Annotated in this window: 20 protein-coding genes; 6 read left to right on the forward strand and 14 right to left on the reverse strand. The window is 71.2% G+C overall.

Features of this window, described 5'->3' with window-relative positions:
- Positions 1–22 precede the first annotated feature (22 nt).
- Positions 23–694, reverse strand: coding sequence for an endonuclease NucS (nucS, locus tag ACFY0D_RS08740; protein ID WP_189743080.1), 672 nt, complete (start codon positions 692–694; stop codon positions 23–25).
- Positions 695–914: 220 nt separating this feature from the next.
- Here nucS and ACFY0D_RS08745 point away from each other — a divergent pair, with 220 nt between their 5' ends.
- Positions 915–1,307 carry an SCO5389 family protein gene (locus tag ACFY0D_RS08745; protein ID WP_150259400.1) on the forward strand — a complete coding sequence of 131 codons (393 nt, stop codon included), beginning with the start codon at positions 915–917 and terminating at the stop codon, positions 1,305–1,307.
- Positions 1,308–1,399: 92 nt separating this feature from the next.
- Here the strand turns inward: ACFY0D_RS08745 and ACFY0D_RS08750 are convergent, their stop codons facing one another.
- Positions 1,400–2,431: an LLM class flavin-dependent oxidoreductase gene (locus ACFY0D_RS08750; RefSeq protein WP_390797629.1), complete on the reverse strand. Its 1,032-nt coding sequence runs from the start codon at positions 2,429–2,431 to the stop codon at positions 1,400–1,402.
- Positions 2,432–2,660: 229 nt separating this feature from the next.
- Here ACFY0D_RS08750 and ACFY0D_RS08755 point away from each other — a divergent pair, with 229 nt between their 5' ends.
- Entirely contained in the window at positions 2,661–2,987 is a 327-nt protein-coding gene (locus ACFY0D_RS08755) for a hypothetical protein (RefSeq protein WP_030009607.1), read from the forward strand.
- Between the two features lie 2 nt (positions 2,988–2,989).
- Here the strand turns inward: ACFY0D_RS08755 and ACFY0D_RS08760 are convergent, their stop codons facing one another.
- From ACFY0D_RS08760 to mce, 7 genes are all read right to left on the reverse strand, one after another.
- Positions 2,990–3,826: an ABC transporter permease gene (locus ACFY0D_RS08760; RefSeq protein ID WP_390797630.1), complete on the reverse strand. Its 837-nt coding sequence runs from the start codon at positions 3,824–3,826 to the stop codon at positions 2,990–2,992.
- On the reverse strand, positions 3,823–4,953 hold the full coding sequence (locus tag ACFY0D_RS08765; protein ID WP_390797631.1) for an ABC transporter ATP-binding protein: 1,131 nt from the start codon (positions 4,951–4,953) through the stop codon (positions 3,823–3,825). Before ACFY0D_RS08765 ends, ACFY0D_RS08760 begins: the two co-directional genes overlap by 4 nt.
- 153 nt (positions 4,954–5,106) lie before the next feature.
- Positions 5,107–5,883, reverse strand: a complete 777-nt coding sequence (locus ACFY0D_RS08770; protein WP_390797632.1) for an ABC transporter permease subunit — start codon at positions 5,881–5,883, stop codon at positions 5,107–5,109.
- A gap of 2 nt (positions 5,884–5,885) precedes the next feature.
- Positions 5,886–6,881 carry an ABC transporter ATP-binding protein gene (locus ACFY0D_RS08775; protein ID WP_390797633.1) on the reverse strand — a complete coding sequence of 332 codons (996 nt, stop codon included), beginning with the start codon at positions 6,879–6,881 and terminating at the stop codon, positions 5,886–5,888.
- 102 nt (positions 6,882–6,983) lie between these two features.
- A complete protein-coding gene (locus ACFY0D_RS08780; protein ID WP_030153801.1) occupies positions 6,984–7,922 on the reverse strand; it encodes a cellulose-binding protein in 939 nt (312 codons plus the stop codon).
- A gap of 195 nt (positions 7,923–8,117) precedes the next feature.
- Complete coding sequence (scy, locus tag ACFY0D_RS08785) at positions 8,118–12,674, reverse strand: polarized growth protein Scy (RefSeq protein ID WP_390797634.1); 4,557 nt, start codon at positions 12,672–12,674, stop codon at positions 8,118–8,120.
- 192 nt (positions 12,675–12,866) lie between these two features.
- Complete coding sequence (gene mce, locus ACFY0D_RS08790) at positions 12,867–13,295, reverse strand: methylmalonyl-CoA epimerase (protein ID WP_008738238.1); 429 nt, start codon at positions 13,293–13,295, stop codon at positions 12,867–12,869.
- Positions 13,296–13,430: 135 nt separating this feature from the next.
- Between mce and ACFY0D_RS08795 the strand changes: the two genes are divergently transcribed.
- Together ACFY0D_RS08795 and meaB are read left to right on the forward strand one after the other, a co-directional pair.
- Positions 13,431–14,630, forward strand: a complete 1,200-nt coding sequence (locus tag ACFY0D_RS08795; RefSeq protein ID WP_351151219.1) for an acetyl-CoA C-acetyltransferase — start codon at positions 13,431–13,433, stop codon at positions 14,628–14,630.
- A gap of 103 nt (positions 14,631–14,733) precedes the next feature.
- The gene (gene meaB, locus ACFY0D_RS08800; RefSeq protein ID WP_189743065.1) at positions 14,734–15,696 is read left to right on the forward strand and encodes a methylmalonyl Co-A mutase-associated GTPase MeaB; all 963 of its coding nucleotides are present in this window, start codon (positions 14,734–14,736) and stop codon (positions 15,694–15,696) included.
- A 60-nt stretch (positions 15,697–15,756) separates the two neighbouring features.
- Here the strand turns inward: meaB and ACFY0D_RS08805 are convergent, their stop codons facing one another.
- The 5 genes from ACFY0D_RS08805 to ACFY0D_RS08825 all read right to left on the reverse strand — a co-directional run bounded on the left by ACFY0D_RS08805 (position 15,757) and on the right by ACFY0D_RS08825 (position 19,134).
- Positions 15,757–16,332 (reverse strand): PepSY domain-containing protein, encoded by a 576-nt coding sequence (locus tag ACFY0D_RS08805; protein ID WP_390797635.1) that lies wholly within the window; start codon positions 16,330–16,332, stop codon positions 15,757–15,759.
- Positions 16,333–16,461: 129 nt separating this feature from the next.
- Complete coding sequence (locus ACFY0D_RS08810) at positions 16,462–16,965, reverse strand: MarR family transcriptional regulator (protein ID WP_351151447.1); 504 nt, start codon at positions 16,963–16,965, stop codon at positions 16,462–16,464.
- Positions 16,966–17,030: 65 nt separating this feature from the next.
- Positions 17,031–17,834 (reverse strand): AIM24 family protein, encoded by an 804-nt coding sequence (locus ACFY0D_RS08815; RefSeq protein WP_390797764.1) that lies wholly within the window; start codon positions 17,832–17,834, stop codon positions 17,031–17,033.
- A gap of 11 nt (positions 17,835–17,845) precedes the next feature.
- On the reverse strand, positions 17,846–18,496 hold the full coding sequence (locus ACFY0D_RS08820; RefSeq protein ID WP_301366422.1) for an AIM24 family protein: 651 nt from the start codon (positions 18,494–18,496) through the stop codon (positions 17,846–17,848).
- Complete coding sequence (locus ACFY0D_RS08825) at positions 18,496–19,134, reverse strand: AIM24 family protein (RefSeq protein WP_030720822.1); 639 nt, start codon at positions 19,132–19,134, stop codon at positions 18,496–18,498. The genes ACFY0D_RS08820 and ACFY0D_RS08825 overlap by 1 nt, the downstream gene beginning before the upstream one ends.
- 198 nt (positions 19,135–19,332) lie before the next feature.
- Between ACFY0D_RS08825 and ACFY0D_RS08830 the strand changes: the two genes are divergently transcribed.
- Positions 19,333–19,677, forward strand: a complete 345-nt coding sequence (locus ACFY0D_RS08830; protein ID WP_351151214.1) for a DUF3817 domain-containing protein — start codon at positions 19,333–19,335, stop codon at positions 19,675–19,677.
- Positions 19,674–19,964, forward strand: a complete 291-nt coding sequence (locus ACFY0D_RS08835; protein WP_351151211.1) for an MTH1187 family thiamine-binding protein — start codon at positions 19,674–19,676, stop codon at positions 19,962–19,964. The genes ACFY0D_RS08830 and ACFY0D_RS08835 overlap by 4 nt, the downstream gene beginning before the upstream one ends.
- Positions 19,965–20,133: the final 169 nt, after the last annotated feature.

Below are 20,133 nucleotides of genomic sequence, written 5' to 3' on the forward strand. Positions count from 1 at the left end.
CGTAAGAAACAGGAGCGGAGGATCAGAACAGGCGGAGCTTGTCGTCCTCGATGCCGCGCAGCGCGTTGTAGTCCAGGACCACGCAGTCCATGCCGCGGTCCGTCGCCAGGACCTTCGCCTGCGGCTTGATCTCCTGGGCCGCGAAGATGCCCCGGACCGGCGCCAGGTGCGGGTCGCGGTTGAGGAGTTCGAGGTAGCGGGTCAGCTGCTCGACACCGTCGATCTCGCCGCGGCGCTTGATCTCCACGGCCACCGTCGCGCCCGAGGCGTCCCGGCACAGGATGTCCACCGGGCCGATCGCCGTCATGTATTCGCGCCGGATCAGCGTGTAGCCCTCGCCCAGCGTTTCGATGCGGTCCGCGAGGAGTTCCTGGAGGTGTGCCTCGACGCCGTCCTTGATCAGCCCCGGGTCGGTGCCCAGCTCGTGGGAGGAGTCGTGGAGGACTTCCTCCATGGTGATGATGAGCTTCTCGCCCGCCTTGTTGATGACCGTCCAGATGTTGGCCTCATCGCCGCTCCCCTCCTTGAGGGTGCACGGCGGCGACATCCAGTTGAGCGGTTTGTACGCTCGGTCGTCCGCGTGGATCGAGACACTGCCGTCGGCCTTCACGAGGATCAGACGGGGTGCCGAGGGCAGATGGGCGGTGAGCCGGCCCGCGTAGTCGACGGAGCAGCGGGCAATGACGAGACGCATGGTCGGCAACGCTACTCGACGAGAAGGCCTTCACGCGATTCGCCCCTGAAAGCCCCGTTCGCCGATGGCGCGTTGTATGCGCATTCTCCTGGTGCGTCACCGATGGGACGCCTACCGTGGTGAGCGGGAGGTTGTCGAGCGTGCACTCTGCGTCGCGACCTCCTTCCCTGCCCGTAAGACTCCGGCAACCCAAACAGCCGGGGTCGCGAGAGGAGAACCCATGTCGCTCGACGTCTCACCGGCCCTACTCGAACAGGCCGAGCGAGGCGAGGTCGACGAAGCCGCTTTCGTCGACTGCGTCCGGACCTCCCTGCCCTTCGCCTGGGAGATGATCAGCTCGCTGGTGGCTCAGCTGAAGGTGGACGGCGGAGAGTTCGCCGACAACCAGACGCCGCCGCCGGACGAGCAGGCGCGGGGGCAGCTGCTGCGCGCCCTCGCGAGTGACGCGATACGCGGTGCGCTGCAGCGGCACTTCGGAGTGCGCCTGGCATTCCAGAACTGTCACCGGGTGGCGGTGTTCCCGCTGGATTCCTCGGTGGACGACCGGCTGGCCAAGTTCACTTCGATCCGCGGTCAGCTGCTCAACCAGTCGCCGGAGCTGCGCGACTGCTAGGCCCTGACGGCCGTGTCCTGGCCGCCTCTTTCGGATCATGCCGCCCGGGCGTGATCCGAAAGAAACGGCCCAGGTGGGGCCGGCGGGCCGTCTCAGCCGAGGCGGGGAAGGACTTCGGCGCCGAGCCGGCGTACGTTCTCCTCCGTCGCGGCGAGATCGCCCGAGCCCTCCGCCAGGAGGGCGAAGCGCGTGATGCCCGTCCGTGCCGACGTGGCCGCCAGCCGGTCCGCCGCCACTTCCGGGGTACCCACGGGGTGCAGGTCGCACAACAGTTCCGTGTAGGCGACCGGATCCCGCATCGCACGCACCCGGCCGTCCACCGTCACATGCGCGTCGAGGCCCTGCTTGAGCCAGCCCGGCATCGCCTTCAGCAGGGTCTCGCGTGCGTCCGCCGTACGGTCCGCGATCTGGCACACCCCGGCGGAGACGTGTCCCGCGCCGGCCACGTGCTCGCGCGAGTGGCCCGCCGCCAGCGCCGTGCTGCGCCACAGCGCGACCATCTCGGCTTTGGTGTCGTCCCCGCAGTGCATCCCGAGGAGCATCGGCAGCCCGCGCTCCGCGGCCATCCGTACCGACGCAGGCGAGGTGCAGGCCACGATGACCCCGGGCCCCGCCGCGTCCCCGTCCAGGGCCTCCGAGGGCCGCGGTACGACGTCCACCTCGCGGAATGCGTACCGCTCGCCGGCGGCGCCCACCCGTGCCCGGGTCAGCCAGCGCCGCAGCAGGTCCAGGGCCTCCGGGAAGCCGTTCTCGTAACTGTCCAGGCCGCCCCCGAACACCTCAAGGTCGACCCATGGCCCGCCGCGGCCCACCCCGAGGGTGAACCGGCCGCCCGAGGTCACGTGCAGCAGGGCCGCCTGCTCCCCGAGCGCCACCGGGTGCGTGCTCGGCAGCACGCTCACCGCCGTGCCCACCCGCAGCCGGCGGGTCCGCCCCAGCAGCAGGGCCGCCAGGGTCACCGCCGACGGGCAGACCCCGTACGGGACGAAGTGGTGCTCGGCGAGCCAGACCGAGTCGAGCCCGGCCTCCTCGGCCACCTCGGCGGTCCGCACCGCCCGGTGCAGTGCCTCTCCCTGTCCCTGGCCCGGGAACTGGGCCGCCAGTACAAACGCTCCTACGCGCATCGCCTTTAGCCTCCTCGCGGCTGACGCGGCCTCCCCCAGGTGGACCGGTTCTTCCTATGGCAACAACGTCTGACACGTGCCAAAGGCACGGGCTGACACGAAAGTTATTGGGATTGTCGGGCCATTTCTCTTCGCGCGGCCGCCTTCCTCAGCAACCCTGCGGGTACCCGGCCTCGCTGCGCGTAGTCTGGGAGAAAGTCACTGCCGTCCGCCCATCCGTGAGGTATACGTGTCACCGCGCAACAACCGCCCCAGGGGCGGCGAGACCCCGGACGAACGCCCCAGCACCGGCCTCGACCGCTACGGGCTGGAGCGCACGGAGGAGTACCAGGGCGAGGACTGGAAGGTCCGGCACGTGGCCGGCGCGAGCGCGGCGGGGAAGCGCTACCGCTGCCCCGGCTGCGACCAGGAGATCCCCTCCGGCACCCCGCACCTGGTGGCCTGGCCCGAATACGGCGGCGTGGACGACCGCCGGCACTGGCACAAGGCCTGCTGGAACGCGAAGGACCGCCGCACCTCGAAGGTGCAGCGGTCCCGCAACGCTCCCAGGTACTAGTACTAGACGTCCCGGCGGCCGACGACCACGTACGAGCCGGCCACCGCGGCGCCGGTGATCAGCACGATCAGCGCCAGGTGCGCGAAGTTGCTCGGCGACGGGCCGAGGTCGCCGCCCTCCGGCAGGCCGAACAGCTGCATCATCGCCACCGGTACGTTGTTCCGCAGGATGAGCCGCCCGACGGGCTCGACGGCCTCCCACATGCTGAGCATGCCCCCGATCACCGGCGGCAGCGTGACCAGGCCCAGCATCACGGCGATCGCCCCGGCCGAGTGCCGCACCAGCGCGCCGATCGCGAGCGCGAGCACGCCGAGCAGGGTGACGTAGCCGCAGCCGAGCAGTGCCCCGAACCACTCGCCGGCCGCGTGCGGGCCCGACGCGGTGCCGCCGCGTACGACCGCTGCGGAGACCCCGACCACGAACACCGACAGCGTGGTGGTGACGAAGGCCGTCATGCTGAAGACGAGGTACTTCGCGGTGAGCACCCGGTGCCGGTCCGGGGCGGCCGTGAAGGTGGTCCGCACCAGCCCGGTGCCGTGCTCCGAGCTGATGGTCAGCACGCCGAGGACGATCACCGCGAGCTGGCCGACCAGCAGGCCGATCAGGGCGGGCGTGGTGAAGTTGATCTGCGCGAAGTCCTCGTCCCCGGTCTGCGCGACGACGAGCAGGCCGACGCCGACCACGATCAGCACGAGCGAGCCCAGCGTCCACAGGGTGGAGCGGAGCGAGACCAGTTTGGTCCACTCCGAGGCCAGGGCGTGCCCCAGGTGCGGCCGCGGCGTGGCCAGGGGGGAGCTGTAGCTCCCGGGCTGCTCCGCCGTCGTGGTCGTCGGGGTCATCGGGTGTCCTCGGAGGTGTGCGGGGTGGTGTTCCTGGTGGTGCTCGCGAGCTCGCCCGGCTTGCCGGGCATCAGGAAGGGCTGCCCGCCCGCCCCGGGCGGCGGCGGAGCGAAGAAACCGTTCTGCGGGGCCTCGGGGGCGGCCTCCGCCTCGTCCTCCCAGGCCGGGAGGGAGAGCGGCTCCGGCTCCCACAGCTCGGCCCGCGGGTCCTCGGTGGAGGTGTACTCGACCGCGGACTGGGTCATCCGCATGTACGCCTCCTCCAGCGAGGCCCGGTGCGGTGACAGCTCCCACAGCCGGACACCGGCCGCGTGCGCCAGGTCCGAGATCTGCGGCAGCTCCAGCCCGGTCACGCGGAGTGCTCCGTCGGACTCCTGGAGGACCCGCCCACCCGCCTTGGTGAGGGTCGTCCCCAGCGTCTCCCGGCCATGACGATCAGTGTCGGCCGCGCGCACCCGAGCGAATCCGGCCGAGTTGTGCGCGATGAACTCCTGGGTGCCCATGTCGGCCAGCAGCCGCCCCCGCCCGATCACGATCAGGTGGTCGGCGGTCAGCGCCATCTCGCTCATCAGGTGCGAGGAGACCAGCACGGTGCGGCCCTCGGAGGCGAGGCGGCGCATGAGGTTGCGGACCCAGAGGATGCCCTCGGGATCGAGGCCGTTGACCGGCTCGTCGAACAGGAGCACCTGCGGGTCGCCGAGCAGGGCCGTGGCGATGCCGAGCCGCTGGCCCATGCCGAGCGAGAAGCCCTTCGTACGCTGCCGGGCGGCGTCCTGGAGGCCGACCACGGCCAGCACCTCGTCCACCCGCTTCTCCGGGATCCCGGAGAGCTGGGCGATGGAGAGCAGGTGGGCGCGGGCCCGGCGGCCGCCGTGCACGGCCTTGGCGTCGAGCAGGGCCCCGACGTGCCGCTGGGCGTTCGGCAGCTCCCGGAAGGGCCGGCCGTTGATCGTGACGTGGCCGGATGTGGGCCGGTCCAGGCCCACGATCATGCGCATGGTGGTGGACTTGCCGGAGCCGTTCGGCCCCAGGAATCCGGTGACGTGCCCCGGCTTGACCTGGAAGGACAGCTGGTCGACGGCGGTCTTCGCGCCGAAGCGCTTGGTCAGGCCGACTGCCTCGATCATCTTGCTGCCCCTTACCAGGCCGGGACGACTTTCGCCCGCGTAAGGGTTAAGAGGATAACGAGGTTCCTGCGGTTCCGTCCCGGGCCGGATCCCTGAGCTGCCCCTGAGACCGACCCGGGCATCACCCGTACTACTTCAGCAGGGGGCCGGCTGTCAGGCGTCCCTCTTCTTGAGGACGAGGTAGCCCCCGAGTACCGCGGCGGCCACCCACAGGAGCATGATCCCGAGGCCGCCCCACGGACCGTAGGGGCCCTCGTCGGTACCCATGGCGTTCGGTACGACCTGCATGATCTTCGACCCGGCCGCAGTGGGCAGGTACTGACCGTACTCACGGGTCGCCTCGAAGGCGTTGAGGAGGTTCGTGACGATCAGGAAGAACGGGATCAGGATGCTGATCGAGGCGACCGAGCTGCGCAGCATGCTGGCGACACCCATGGAGAACAGGGCGATGAGCGCCATGTACACGCTGGCACCGATCACCGCACGCAGGACGTTCTCCGCGTCGAGACCGGTGCCGTGGCCGCCCAGGATCGCCTGGCTGAGGAAGAACGACACGAAGCTGGTCAGCAGTCCGACCAGCAGGGCCAGGGCCGTGGCCACGGTCAGCTTGCCGAACAGGAAGTTCCCGCGGGCGGGTACGGCGGCCAGCGAGGTGCGGATCATGCCCGTGCTGTATTCGGTGCTGACCACCAGCACACCGAAGACGATCATCGCCAGCTGACCGAACTGCATGCCGGCGAAGCTCACCAGGGTGGGGTCGAAGGTGGCCTGTTCGATCGCGCTCATGTCGTTGAAGCCCGCCGCGACCGCGGTGGAGATCAGGGCGCCGAAGCCGGCGGTGACGATCAGGGCCAGCGCGAGGGTCCAGCTGGTGGAGGCGACCGTGCGGATCTTGGTCCACTCGGACTGGAGGACGGCGGTGAAGGCCATGCTCACTCACCGCCCTTGCGCGTCGAGGTGTACCCGGCGCCCCAGGCGGGGACGTCGGCCGGCCGGGCCGGGTTGTCGGCAGCCATGCCCGGTGCGTGGGCGTGGTACTCGACGGAGTCCGCCGTCATGCGCATGAACGCTTCCTCCAGTGAAGCCCGTTGCGGGCTGAGTTCGTGCAGCACGATCTGGTGCTGGGCGGCCAGCTCGCCGAGCTGCTCCGCACTCACGCCGTCGATCTCCAGGGTGCCGGTGGCGGGAACGGTGACGGCGTTGATCCCGGCCTCGTGCAGGACGTCCTTCAGCCGCTCCTGCTGCGGCGTGCGCAGCCGGACATAGCTGCGCGAGTTCTGCTGGATGAAATCGGCCATCGGCAGGTCTGCCAGCAGCTTTCCCAGTCCGATCACCACCAAATGGTCTGCGGTCAGCGCCATTTCGCTCATCAGATGGGAGGAGACGAAGATCGTCCTCCCCTCCGCCGCCAGGCCCTTCATCAGATTGCGGATCCAGAGAATTCCCTCGGGATCCAGGCCGTTGACCGGCTCGTCGAACATCAGGATTTCCGGGTCGCCCAGCAATGCAGAGGCGATTCCCAGCCGTTGGCTCATTCCGAGCGAAAATCCTTTGGACTTCTTCTTCGCCACGGCCGTCAGGCCGACCAGGTCCAGTACCTCGTCGACCCGCTGCCGCGGGATGCGGTTCGACTCGGCCAGACAGAGAAGGTTGTTGTATGCGCTTCGGCCACCGTGCATGGCCTTCGCGTCCAGCAGCGCCCCCACGTGCTTCAGCGGCTCCGCCAGGTCGCGGTAATGCTTTCCGTAGACCCGGACCGTGCCGCTGGTCGGGTTGTCGAGGTCGAGCATCATGCGCATGGTCGTGGACTTGCCCGCGCCGTTGGGGCCCAGGAAGCCGGTCACCACCCCCGGTCGGATCTGGAAGCTGAGGTGGTCCACGGCAGTCGTCGTACCGAATCGTTTGGTAAGGCCCTCAAGCTCGATCATGCGGCCACGCTAGAACGCCCGAGGGCCCTACGCCACCTCAAAAGGGTGACATAGGGCCCTCGATCGGGCACACGACGGGTGCGGCGTGCTACCCGCCGGTAATCAGCGGCTCTGCTGCGCCGGCACGCCGCGGGTGACGGGCTCGTCGTCCACGATCGGGTTGGCCGCCGCGACGGCCGCACCGGTGAGCGTCGCCAGCATCTCGCGGACGTTGGTCAGCTGCGCGTTGATCGAGTCGCGGCGGTTGGTGAGCGCCGCCAGCTCGCGCTCGGACTCGCTGCGGATGCGGTCCGCCTTGGCGTTGGCGTCGGCCACGATGTCCTCGGCCTGGCGCTGCGCGGTCTCCACGGTCTGGCGGGCCCGGCGTTCGGCGTCCGTACGCAGCTTCTCGGCCTCCAGGCGCAGCTGCTCGGCGCGGTGCTCGATCTCCGCGAGACGCTTCTCGGCCTTGGCCTGGCGGGAGGCCAGGTCGCGCTCGGACTGCTCACGGCGCTTGGCCAGGTTGGTCTCGAAGTCCGCGGCGGCCTGGGCGGCCTTGGCGCGGGTCTCCTCGAAGAGGGCGTCGGCCTCCTCGCGCTTGGAGGCCGCGTCCTTCTGGGCCTCGGCGCGCAGGGTCGACGCGTCGCCCTTGGCCTTCTCGACGATGCGGACGCCCTCGTCCTCCGCCTTCGACTTGCGGTCGGCGGCGAACGACTCGGCATCGTTGCGCACCTGCTGGGCGGCCGACTCGGCGAGCTCGCGGTGCTGCTCCGCCGCGCGACGGGCCTCCTCGCGCAGGTCCTTCGCCTCCTCCTCGGCCAGCCGCAGGATCTTCTCGACCCGGGCGCCGAGACCGGCGTACGACGGCTCGGCGTCGCTCACCTGGGCCTGGGCGTTCTGCGTCTCGAGGTGCAACTCCTCGATCCGCTTTTCCAGAGAGTTGATACGTCCAAGGGCGCTGTCGCGGTCGGAGACCAGCTTGGTAATGCGGTCGTCCACCTGACCACGGTCGTAACCACGCCGCACGAGCTCGAAGCCGAAGGGGGAGGAAGTGTCGCTCATGGGGTTCCTGTCGAATGAGACCGATGAGGTGCTACGTGAGGTGTTAGGGGAATCCTAGGCGCCCAGACGGCGTGTCATCGAGTCAATCCGCGTTTGATCTGGACAATGACACCCCTTTTGAGTGGCAAGGCGGCAGAATGCTTGTCACCCGTTCGCCTGAACCTTCATCAGGTGCACACACCCCGGAGCATTTGGCTACCCCTCCGACGCCTTGCCACCCGAACGAGTGGATCCCGCAGTCACCCCGGCCTTCACGCCCCCCACACCCTGGCCGCCGACCGCCGGCTTTCCGCCGCCCGAAGGCGCCTCGAATGATTCCAACGCCTCAAGAACGTCCTGGACACGGGAGATCTCCGCCTGAATGTCCTCGCGACGGCGCACCAGGACCTCCAGCTCGCGGCGGCCCTCCTCGACGAGCTGCTCCGCCTCCGCCTTGGCCTGCGCGAGCGCGCTCTCGGCCTCCCGGGCCAGCTCCGCCTTCTTCTGCTCGGCCTCCTTGAGGAGCGCCTCCGCCTTGCGGACCGCCGCGATGCGCACCTTGCTCGCCTCGCTGCTCGCGTCCGACACCAGTTCCTTGGCCTTCGCCTCGGCCTCGACGCTCTGTTCCGTCGCCGCGCGCACCAGCTTGTCCACACGCTCGCCGGCCGACTTCATCTGTTCGGCCGACTCCCGGCGGGCCCGCTCGTGCAGCTCCTCGACCTCGCCCTCGACGCGGCCGCGCAGCTCCTCCGCCCGTTCCCTTATGGCAGCGGCATCCGTGCGCGCGCCGACCAGCAGCTCGTCCGCGTCCGTACGGGCCTTCTCCACCAGGGAGTTGCCCTCGACGGTCGCCTCGGAGGTGATCCGCACGGCCTCCTTGCGGGCCGCGTCGACCATCGCGTCGGCCTGCTCCTCGGCCGCCGTGGTGGCGGCGAGGGCCTGCTTCTGCGCATCGGCCGTGAGCTTCTCGGCTTCCGCCGAAGCCTCCGTGATGAGCCGGTCGACCTGCTCCGCGGCCTCGCTGCGGCGCTTGTTGGCCGCCTCGCGGGCCTCGTCCAGCAGTCGCTCGGACTCGGTACGGGCCTCGCCGCGGGTGCGCTCCGCCTCGGCCGCCGCCTGCGCCTTGACCCGCTCGGCCTCCGACCGGGTGCGGGTCGCGTGCTCCTGCGCCGAGGACAGCGCCTCCGACGCGTCCGCGCGCAGCCGCTCGGCCTCGCCGGCCGCCTCGCCGACCGTGCGCTCGTTGTCCTTGCGGGTCTGCTCGGTGAGCTTCTCCGTCTCGGAGACGGCCTCGGTGATGAGCCGGTCCGCCTGCTCGGCCGCCTCGCTGCGCAGCCGGTTCGCCTCGGCGCGCGCCTCGTCCAGCGTCTGCTCGGCGTCGCGCTCGGCGCCCGCCAGGGTCTCGTTCGCCGCGACCGTGACCCGCTCCGCCTCCGCGGTGGCCTCGCCGATGATCCGGCCGCCCTCCGCGCGGGCCTCGTCCAGTACCCGGGCCGCCTCGGCACGCACCCGCTCGGCCTCCGCCGCGGCCTCGCCGACGGTGGCCTCGTTGGCCACACGGGTCTCGTCGATCAGACGGTCGCCCTCGGCACGCGAGTCGACCATGATCCGCGCGGCGTCGCGCTCGGCGCTCGCCAGCGTCTCGGCCGCCTGCGCCTTGAGCCGGGTCGCCGCGGTGGTGAGCCGCTCGGCCTCCACCGTCGCCTCGCCGACGGTGGCCGCGTTCGCGGCGCGGGTCTCGTCGGTGAGCCGCTCGGCCTCCGCCGCGGCCTCGGAGATGAGCCGGTCGACCTGCTCCGCGGCCTCGGTACGCAGCCGGTTGCCCTCGGCCCGTGCCTCGTCCAGGCTGTTCGCGGCCTCGGTGCGGGTGGCCTCGGCGGCCTCGGCCGCCTCGGCGGTGATCCGCGCGGCCTCCGTCTCGGCGTCGCCGACGGTGGCCGCGTTCGCGGCGCGGGTCTCCTCGGTGAGCCGCTCGGCCTCCGCCGTCGCCTCGGCCGTGATCCGGGCACCCTCGGCGCGGGCGGACTCCAGGGACTCCGCCGCCTCGCCGCGGATGCGGTTCGCGTCGTCCCGGGCGTCGGCCCGGGTCCGGGCCGCGTCCCGCTCGGAGGCGGCCAGCGCGTCCGTGGCCTCCGTACGCACCCGCTGCGCGTACTCGGCGGTGTCGCTGCGCAGCTGCTCCGCCTCGGCGATGGCCTCGCCGACCGTACGCTCCGCCAGTGCCTTCGCCGCGTCCGTCTCGGCCCGCGCCTCGCTGCGGACCCGGTTGGCGTCCTCGGTGGCCCGCTCCCGTTCCGCGTAGGCGTCGCCGCGGACCCGGCCGGCCTCTTCCTCGGCCTCCGTCTTCGTACGCTCCGCCGCGTGCTCGGCGGCGTTGCGCAGCCCGGCGATCTCCTCCTCGGCCTGCTCGTGCAGCCCGGCCACGGAGTCCCGTACCTGCTGGGCGGTGGCCTCCGCCGCCGACACGACCTCCGACGCGCGCCGCTCGGCCTCCTCCGTCAGCCAGACCGCCTCGGCCTGCGCCTCCTCGGAGCGCTTGCGGGCCTGCGCCAGCAGTTCCTCGCTCTGCTCGCGGGCCTGGGCCCGCTCGTTGTCCGCGTCGGTCCGCGCCGACGACAGGGTCTCCTCGGACTCCCTGCGGCGCCGGGCGGCCTCCTCCTGTGCGGCGGCCAGCGCCTCCGCGGCCTCCTCGGCGACCCGCTCGGCGGCGGCCTTCGCCTCCGCACGCAGCCGGTCCGCGGTCTCCTGGGCCTCGGAGCGCACCCGCTCCGCCTCGGCCTCGGCCTCGCCGCGCAGCCGCACGGCGGACTGCTCCGCCTCGGCACGCGCCCGGCCGGCGTCCTGCGCCGCGTCGGTGCGCAGCTGGTCGGCCTCGGTCTCCGCCTGCGCCTGCAGGGTGCGGATCCGCTCGGCCGACTCGGCGCGCAGCCGGTCGTTCTCCTCCGTGGTCTCCCGGCGGATGTTCTCCGCCGCACCGCGGGCGTCACGCAGCGTCTGCTCGGCCGTCGTCAGCCGGGTCTCGGCCTCCGTGTGCAGCCGTACGAGCTCCTCGTCGGCCTCCGCCCGCTTGGCGGCCAGCGCCTGCTCGGTCTCCTGGCGCCGGGCGACGGCCGCCGCGTCCGCCTCGGCCCGTACGCCCTCGGCCTGCTCCTCGGCCTCGGCGCGCAGCCGCTCGGCCTCGGCGCGGGTCCGCTCCAGGGTCTCCTCGGCCTGCTTGCGCAGCGTGCCGGCCCGCTCCACGGCCTCGGCGCGCACCCGCTCGCTCTCGGCGGTCGCGCCGCCGCGCAGCTCGTCCGCGTCCGCCTTGGCCTTGCCGAGCAGCTCCTCGGCGGTCCGGGCCGCCTCCTCGATCTGCTGGACGGCTTCACGGCGGGCCTCGCCGCGGATCCGCTCGCCCTCGGCGACGGCCTCGGCGCGCAGCTGCTCGGCCTCGCCGCGCAGCCGCCGGGCCTCCGACTGGAGCTCGACCGTGCGGGCCCGGTACTCCTCGGTGTCGTCCTTCGCCGCGCCCTTGAGCTCGTCGGCCGTGGCCGCCGCCTGCAGGCGCAGCCGGTCGGCCTCGGTCTCGGCCTCGCGGCGGATCCGCTCGGCCTCCTCGGACGCGGCCCGGGTGGTGGCCCGGGCGTCCTCCGAGGCCTTGTTCAGTACGTCCTCGGCGGTGCGGGCGGCCTTCGCCAGCTGCGCCGCCATGTCCTCGGCGGCAGCCGTACGGGCCTGCTCGCCGGCCTCGGTGCGCTGCCGCTCGGCGTCCGCGCGGGCATCGGCCAGGGCCTGCTCGGCCTCCGCCTTGAGGACCTCGGCCTCCTTGGTGGCCTCGCCGACCAGCCGGGCGACCTGCTCCTTGGCGGTGCGGGTGCGCTGCTCGTTGACGGACTCCGCCGACGTCAGCTGCCGGGTGGCGCTCTCCTTCGCGTCCGCGAGGAGCTTCTCCGCCTCGGCGCGGGCCTCGCGCAGCGCGGAATCGGCTTCCTGCACGCGGGATTCGGCCAGCCGGCCCAGATCCAGGGTCTGCTGGCGGGTGTGCTCGGCCTCGGCGGTGGTGGTGGAGCGCAGCCGCTCCGCGTGCTCGCTGGCCTCCTGGGCCTGCGAGGAGGCGGCGGTCAGCAGCCGCTCGGCCTCCTTGCGGGCACGCAGCAGGGTGGCCTCGGCCTCCCCGCGGGCCGTCTCCGCGTCCGCGGCCATCCGGCGCCGGGTCTCCTCGGCGACGCGGGCGGCTTCGGCGCGGGCGGCGTTCAGGGACTGCTCGGCCTCGGCGCGGGACTCCTCCATGAGGCGGCGCGCCTGGGCCTCCGTACGGGCGCGCAACTGCTCGGCCCAGGCCACGTTCTCGTTGACGTGGGCCTCGACGGTCTGGCGCCGCTCGCCCAGCTCCTGGTCCAGGCGCTGGCGGCGGTTGACGGCCTCGGCGTGCAGCTCGGCCTGCAGGCGTGCCTGGTGCTCGGCGTGCTCCTGGAGGATGCGCTGGGTCTGGGCCCGGGCGTCACGAAGCTCGCGCTCGGCGTCCGAGCGCATCTGGTCGGCCTGGATCTGGGCATTGCGGAGCAGCTGCTCCGCCTGGTATCCCATGTCCGCGCCGTCGTAGGCGGGGCGGGACGCAAGAGCGCGTCGTACCTCGTGCAGCTTGGCGCGCAGCACCTCGACCTGGTATCCCAGGTCCTCGGCGTGCTGGACGGCCTTCCCGCGCTCCTTCTTCAGCCGCTCCATCTCGGCCTCGAAGCGCGAGAGATGGTCGGCTTCGGCCTGATGGCTCTCCTGGCTTTCGTAGCCCCGCACAGCGCGGTCCCATCCGTCCCCTGGTCGCAAGCTCACTCCCAATGAGCATCGCTCGCCCGCTGAACGACGCCCCCGGGGGAATGGTGTCAGATACCGGGGCAGGGGTCACAGGCCCCGACCCCGTTTCCGCACCGAACCCCGGCCGAGCCATGGCCACTCTACCGGCCGGGGAATCGGGCCATCGGTGATCCGTCAGTGCTCGGGGTTCGAGGTGACCAGTTCGGTGAGAACGCCGTGGCAGTCCTTGGGGTGCAGGAAGGTGATGGAGGAGCCCATGGAGCCGGTGCGGGGCTGGTCGTAGAGGACGCGGACGCCCTTGCCGCGGATGGCCTCGGAGTCCCCCTGGACGTCCTCGGTGCCGAAGGCGATGTGGTGGACGCCCTCGCCGTTCTTGGCCAGCCATTTGCCGACCGCGGAGTCCTCGCGGGTGGGCTCCAGGAGCTGGAGGTACGAGGCGCCGCCGTCGGACGTCTCGTTGATCTTCAACATGGCCTCGCGGACACCCTGCTCCTCGTTGACCTCGGAGTGGAACACCTCGAAGCCGTACGTGGCACGGTAGAACTCGACAGTCTTGTCCAGGTCGAAGCAGGCGATCCCGATGTGGTCGATTCTTGTCAGCATGGTGACAGTGCACCGCCGAAGGGGGCGGTCACGCAACGTGCGCGCGATCACACCGGCAGCCCGGTGACCGCTGCGGTACCGCCCAGTACATTCACGTAAACCCTCGTTCACTCCTCATCCAAGGGGCTGTGCCTCATGTCCGGATCGAACAACACCACTTCTGTGATCGTCGCCGGGGCCCGCACGCCCATGGGGCGCCTGCTCGGCTCGCTGAAGTCCTTCTCGGGTGCCGACCTCGGCGGCTTCGCCATCAAGTCCGCGCTGGACCGGGCCGGGATCTCCGGCGACCAGGTGCAGTACGTGATCATGGGCCAGGTGCTGCAGGCCGGTGCGGGCCAGATCCCCGCCCGCCAGGCCGCGGTCAAGGCCGGCATCCCGATGAACGTGCCCGCGCTCACGATCAACAAGGTGTGTCTCTCGGGCCTGGACGCGATCGCGCTGGCCGACCAGCTGATCCGCGCCGGGGAGTTCGACATCGTGGTCGCGGGTGGTCAGGAGTCCATGACCAACGCCCCGCACCTGCTGCCCAAGTCGCGCGAGGGCTTCAAGTACGGCGCCGTCGAGATGCTGGACGCGATGGCCTACGACGGCCTGACCGACGCCTTCGAGAACATCGCGATGGGCGAGTCCACCGAGAAGCACAACACCCGCCTGGGCATCGAGCGCGCCCCGCAGGACGAGTTCGCCGCCTCCTCGCACCAGCGGGCCGCGGCCGCGCAGAAGAACGGCGTCTTCGAGGCCGAGATCGTCCCCGTGGAGATCCCGCAGCGCAAGGGTGACCCGGTGATCTTCTCGACCGACGAGGGCATCCGCCCCGAGACCACGGCGGAGTCCCTCGGCAAGCTGCGCCCGGCCTTCGCCAAGGACGGCACGATCACCGCCGGCACCTCCTCCCAGATCAGCGACGGCGCCGCCGCCGTGGTCGTGATGAGCAAGGCGAAGGCGGAGGAGCTCGGCCTGGAGTGGATCGCCGAGATCGGGGCCCACGGCAACGTGGCCGGCCCCGACAACTCGCTCCAGTCGCAGCCGTCGAACGCCATCCTGCACGCCCTGAAGAAGGAGGGCCTCCAGGTCTCCGACCTGGACCTCATCGAGATCAACGAGGCCTTCGCGGCGGTCGCCGTGCAGTCAATGAAGGACCTCGGCGTGACCCCGGAAAAGGTGAACGTCAACGGTGGCGCCATTGCCCTGGGGCACCCGATCGGCATGTCCGGAGCCCGTGTGGTGCTGCACCTGGCGCTGGAGCTGAAGCGCCGTGGCGGCGGCGTCGGCGCGGCCGCGCTGTGCGGCGGCGGCGGTCAGGGCGACGCGCTGATCGTCCGCGTCGCCAAGTAGGCGGCGTCAGGCCGCCGGCCCCCGACACGGGGCCGGCGGACCCCCTTTCCCGGGCCTGGCGGCCCTCAGGCATCCCGTACGAGAACCGAGGAGCGCAGCACAGATGACGGCGGTGGACGTCCCCCAGCTGGTGGCCCAGGCCCGTGAGGGCCGGCCGAGAGCGGTGGCCCGGCTGATCTCTCTGGTCGAGGGGGCGTCCCCGCAGCTGCGCGAGGTGATGGCCGCGCTGGCCCCGCTGACGGGCGGGGCGTACGTGGTGGGGCTGACCGGGTCGCCGGGCGTCGGCAAGTCGACCTCGACCTCGGCGCTCGTGTCCGCGTACCGCAAGGCCGGCAAGCGGGTCGGCGTCCTCGCCGTCGACCCGTCCTCGCCCTTCTCGGGCGGGGCGCTGCTCGGCGACCGGGTGCGGATGTCGGACCACGCCTCGGACCCGGGGGTCTACATCCGCTCCATGGCCACCCGCGGCCACCTGGGCGGGCTGGCCTGGGCCGCTCCGCAGGCGATCCGGGTGCTGGACGCGGCCGGCTGCGAGGTGATCCTGGTCGAGACGGTCGGGGTCGGGCAGTCGGAGGTGGAGATCGCCTCCCAGGCCGACACCTCGGTGGTGCTGCTGGCCCCCGGGATGGGGGACGGGATCCAGGCCGCCAAGGCGGGCATCCTGGAGATCGGCGACGTCTACGTGGTCAACAAGGCCGACCGGGACGGCGCGGACGCCACCGCCCGGGAGCTGAACCACATGCTGGGCCTGGGCGAGGCCCGGGGCCGGGACGACTGGCGGCCGCCGATCGTGAAGACGGTCGCGGCCCGCGGCCAGGGCATCGACGAGCTGGTCGAGGCGCTGGAGAAGCACCGGGCGTGGATGGACGAGCGTGGCGTGCTGGCACAGCGCCGGGCGGCCCGGGCGGCCCGGGAGGTCGAGACGATCGCCGTGACGGCGCTGCGGGCGCGGATGGCGGACGTGCACGGTGACGCCCACCTGGACGCGCTGGCCGCCAGGGTGGCCGTGGGCGAGCTGGATCCGTACGCGGCGGCGGACGCGCTGCTGACGACGCTGACGGAGGCGTAGAACCGGGCCGGGCCCCGGCAGGGCGTGTGCGGCGCCGCTGCCCGGGCCCGGCCGGGTGCCTCAGGAGCTCTGGTCCGAGTCGGAGTCCGAATCGGAGTCGGAGTCGGTCTGTGCGGTGACCTTGCCGGTCGTGGGGTCCACGGAGGCGTCCCACGTCGTGCCGTCGGAGCCTTTGACCTCGACGTGCCAGTACGGGGCCTTTCCGTTGTCGCCGGAGTCCCATTCGACGGTCCACGCCGTGCCCGGGTGGGCGGCGACGGCGGCCTTGGCGGCCTGTGCCGCGGTGATCTTGGCCGCGAGCAGCCCCTTGTGCTCGCCCGGGTTCTCGTCGGTGTCCACGTTCTCGCGGGTGACCTTGCCCGTGGCGGCGTCGACCTCCAGCTCGGCGTGGCCCTTGCCGTCCTTGGTGATCACGTCCACATGCCAGACGCTGCCGTCCCGGTCGAGGGACTCGACCACACCCGGATAGTCCTTCAGAGCGGCGGTGAGGGCCTGCTCGGCCGTGACGTCGGCCCGGGCGGCGGCCACGGGGGCGGTTCCCGCCATGTCGGCGGACACCGCGGCGGCGGTCGCCACGGGGCCTGCGACCAGCAGGGCCACGGACGCGGCGGCTGAGACGAACACGTTGCGCTTCATAGGCTGGACCTCCTCAGGCCGGCCCGACGGACCAGGGCCGGCAGCGAGCGTTCTCAGCCATTGTCGGGCCGATGGCCGTCCGGGGCGCGACGAGTCCGTGAGGCCCGTGCTGCCCGGACGGCCCCGGCCTCAGACCTTGCCGCGGTTGTCGCGCAGGTGCTCCGCGACCGGGGTCAGCGAGGCGCGCAGCGCCGCCAGGGCTTCCGGCGGCAGCAGGTCGATGAAGTGCCGGCGGACGGACGCCACGTGGTGCGGGGCGACGCGTCGCATGGTCTCCATGCCCTCGTCCGTGAGTACCGCGTACAGGCCGCGGCGGTCGGACTCGCAGTTCACCCTGCGGACCAGGCCTGCCGTCTCCATGCGGGTGATCTGGTGCGACAGCCGGCTCTTGGACTGCAGCGTGGCGGTCGCGAGATCGCTCATCCGCATCCGGTGGTCCTGCGACTCCGAGAGGTTCACGAGGATCTCGTAGTCGTTGTTGGTGAGTCCGAAGGGCTGGAGATCCTTTTCCAGCTGGTGCATCAGCAGCCTGCTGACGTCCAGGTGGGTGCGCCAGGCGCACTGCTCGGCGTCGGTCAGCCAGGGGGTCCCCTCAGACGGAGTCTGGGGGAGAGTGGCCGTCTCGGTCTCCATGGTCTCCATGAATGAACTCTACCTAAAAAGTTGAATTGCGTACGAAAAATCTCAGGTCAGGCTGATCACAGTCCGAGGCGGCGCTGGAGATCACCCAGCTGTCCCGGCATCCGCGGCACGCCCAGCTGCCCCATCGGACCCTGACCGGCCCCCGGAACGCCCTGCGCGTTGCCCGTGGCCGCCCCGGCGCCGACCGCGCCGATCGCCTGCTCCGCCATCAGCATCTCCGACGACTGGAGCAGCACCGTGCCCGCACCGACGAACTCGAACTGGTGCTCCTCGCCCGAGCTGCCCCCGATGCCGGTCAGTGAACGCAGTCCGCCCATCACGCCCGTCATGTAACCGTGGTCGTAGTGGTGGCACGGCGAGGGGCAGTCCGCCCAGCCCACCAGTGCCTGCGGGTCCACGCGCAGCGGCGGCTCCAAGAACACCACCGGACCGTTGGACGCCGCCACGAACTTCCCGGTTCCGATCAGCGTCAGGAAACCCGGGACGATCGACTGCTTCAGGGCGAGCGAGGGCTGGTACGCGAGCAGGTTGCCCGACCGGATCGTCAGGTTGCCCTTGTCCAGGTCGTACGAGTTCACGTCGAAGGCCCGGTCGGCCAGCAGCATCTTGCCCGAGCCCTCGGCGACCACCCAGTCACTGGCGTGCAGCGGCGAGTGGAAGCTGCTGCGCAGCAGGCGGTCGAAGCGGCCGTTGCCGATCCCGTTGAACTCGATGTGCCCGTAGTACGAGATCATCTTGCCCTTCTGCAGGAACCACTGGCTCCCCTTGAGCTCCACGCAGAAGGTGTACGCGTTCACGTTGTCGTCGGAGGGCAGCGTGTACGGGTCGAAGACCGTCGGGCCGCCCGGTCCGCCGGTCACAGGGCCAAAGTTCACAGCTTCTCCTCGGAGGCCTGTACGTACACCGCGCCCTGGCCGGACAGCTCCAGCTGGAACGCCTCGCCCGAGCCGCGGCCCACCATGTCCCGCCAGCCGAGCGCGGTGGAGAGCTTGTTGCGCACGTCTCCGTGGTGGGCGACGTACGCCTGCGGGTCCACGTGGACCGGGCGCTGCGGGGTGATCGGCAGCTCGATGACCCCGCCGTGGGCCATCACGGCGACGGAGCCGTGGCCCTTGAGGGTGGTGGTGAAGAGGCCCTGGCCGGTCACCTGGCCGCGGACCATGCCCATGACCCCGCCCTGGGAGCCCATGAACATCGTGCCCTGCTGGAGGGTGCCGTCGAAGGCGAGCAGCCGGTCGGCCTCGACGTAGAGGGTCTCGCCGGTCAGGTTGATGACCTGGATGTGGTGGCCGCCGTGGCCGAACATCACGGTGCCGCTGCCCTCGACCGCCATCAGCGGGGTCTGCTCGTTCGCCACCCGGCGCCCGATCATGCCCATGACCCCGCCCTGACCGCCGGTCAGGCTCGGGGTGAAGGAGACCTCACCGCGGTACGCGAGCATGGCGCCGCGCTGGCTGTACATCTTCTGACCCGGGATCACCTGGGCCTCGACCATCTTCGAGTTGATCTCGCGGAACGGCATCAGATGTCGCCCCCGACGGTGTTGCGCTCGCTGGGCTGCACGTAGACCAGGCCCTCGCCCTCGAAGCGGATCTGGAACGCCTCGCCGGAGCCCTCGCCGATGAGTGTGCGGAAGTTCACACCGGACTGGAAGGACTGCTGGAGGTTGCCCGTGTGCGCGATGTACGCGCCGGGGTCGACGGACAGCGGGTACTGGGCGCTCACGCGCAGCACCACGGCAGGGCCGTCGGACATGATCGCGGCCTGGCCCGAGCCCTCGACGGTCGTGGTGAACAGGCCGTTGCCCGTCGTCGCGCCGCGCAGGCCGGTGAAGGTGGTGCCGGTGCGCAGACCGGCGTCGGTGCACAGCAGGTTGCTGGACTCGACGTAGAGCTTCTCACCGCGCAGGTCGACCAGGTTGATCTCGCTCGCGCGGTCGGCGAAGAAGCAGGTGCCGTGCCCCTGCACTTCCATCACTGTCATCTGTTCGCCGGTCAGCCGGCGGGTCACCATGCCGCGGAGGCCTTCGCCGCCGCCGGTCATCTTCTTGAAGGCCATCTGCCCGTCGTACGCGACCATGGAGCCGTTCTTCGCTTTCACGGCATCCCCGGTCAGGTCGACGGCCAGCACCTTGCTGCCTTGGAGTCGGAACTGAGCCACGGGAAGACGTTATCGGCAGCGGGCGACCCCGAACAGGGCCCCGTGGCTGATATATGCCACACCCGGGAGATATCGGTGCGACCGCGCGGGCGTCCAGGCCCGCCCGCGGAGGCCGTGGCGGGGGAGGGGCCGGGTCAAGATCCCGCAAAGCGGCTGAGACACTGGGAGGGACCCTGGCCTCCACCCCGAAGGTTCCACGTGGACATCAAGACCGCCTCCGCACTGCACCGACTGCGCCTCGTCTCCGTTCCGGAGGCGCTGTCGTTCCCGGCCCTGCTGATCTTCGGCTCGCTGCTGAGCCGGGTCTCGGACATCGACTACCTGATGATGCCGCTCGGCGTCATCCACGGGATCCTGTTCGTCCTGTACGCGGTCTTCCTGCTGGACGTCTGGAACAAGGCGAAGTGGCCCTTCAAGAAGGTCCTCCTCTTCTTCGTGCTCGCGCTGGTGCCCTTCGGCGGTCTCTACGGCGACAAGCTCCTCAAGCGCGACGAGGGCGACAGCGTCATCGCGGCCCGGGCGCGCGAGGCGGCCGGCGCATGATCGTCGCGTTCTCGGTGACCCCGCTGGGGGTCGGTGAAGAGGTCGGCGAGTACGTCGCCGACGCGGTCCGGGTGGTCCGCGAGTCCGGGCTGCCGAACCGCACCGATGCGATGTTCACGACCGTGGAAGGGGAGTGGGACCAGGTCATGGACGTCGTCCGGCGCGCGGTGGCGGCCGTGGAGGAGCGGGCGCCGCGGGTCTCCTTCATCCTGAAGGCCGACATCCGCCCCGGGGTCCACGACGGGATCACCTCCAAGGTCGAGACGGTGGAGCGGCACCTGGCCTGAGCCGCCCTCACCGGCCCGACTTCCACCGGTATTTCCGAAAGCGCCCCCGGCCTGCAGGCCGGGGGCGCTTTCGCATGCCCCGGGAGCCGGGCGGACACGGTTTGAGCGATCGCTCAATTTCCCCTAAGGTGCCGGTTGAGCGATCGCTCAATTCGTGAAACGGGGGGTT

Origin of the sequence: Streptomyces sp. NPDC001502, from assembly GCF_042894785.1 — a bacterium.
In the GTDB taxonomy this organism is placed as follows: Bacteria; Actinomycetota; Actinomycetes; order Streptomycetales; family Streptomycetaceae; genus Streptomyces; species Streptomyces kutzneri.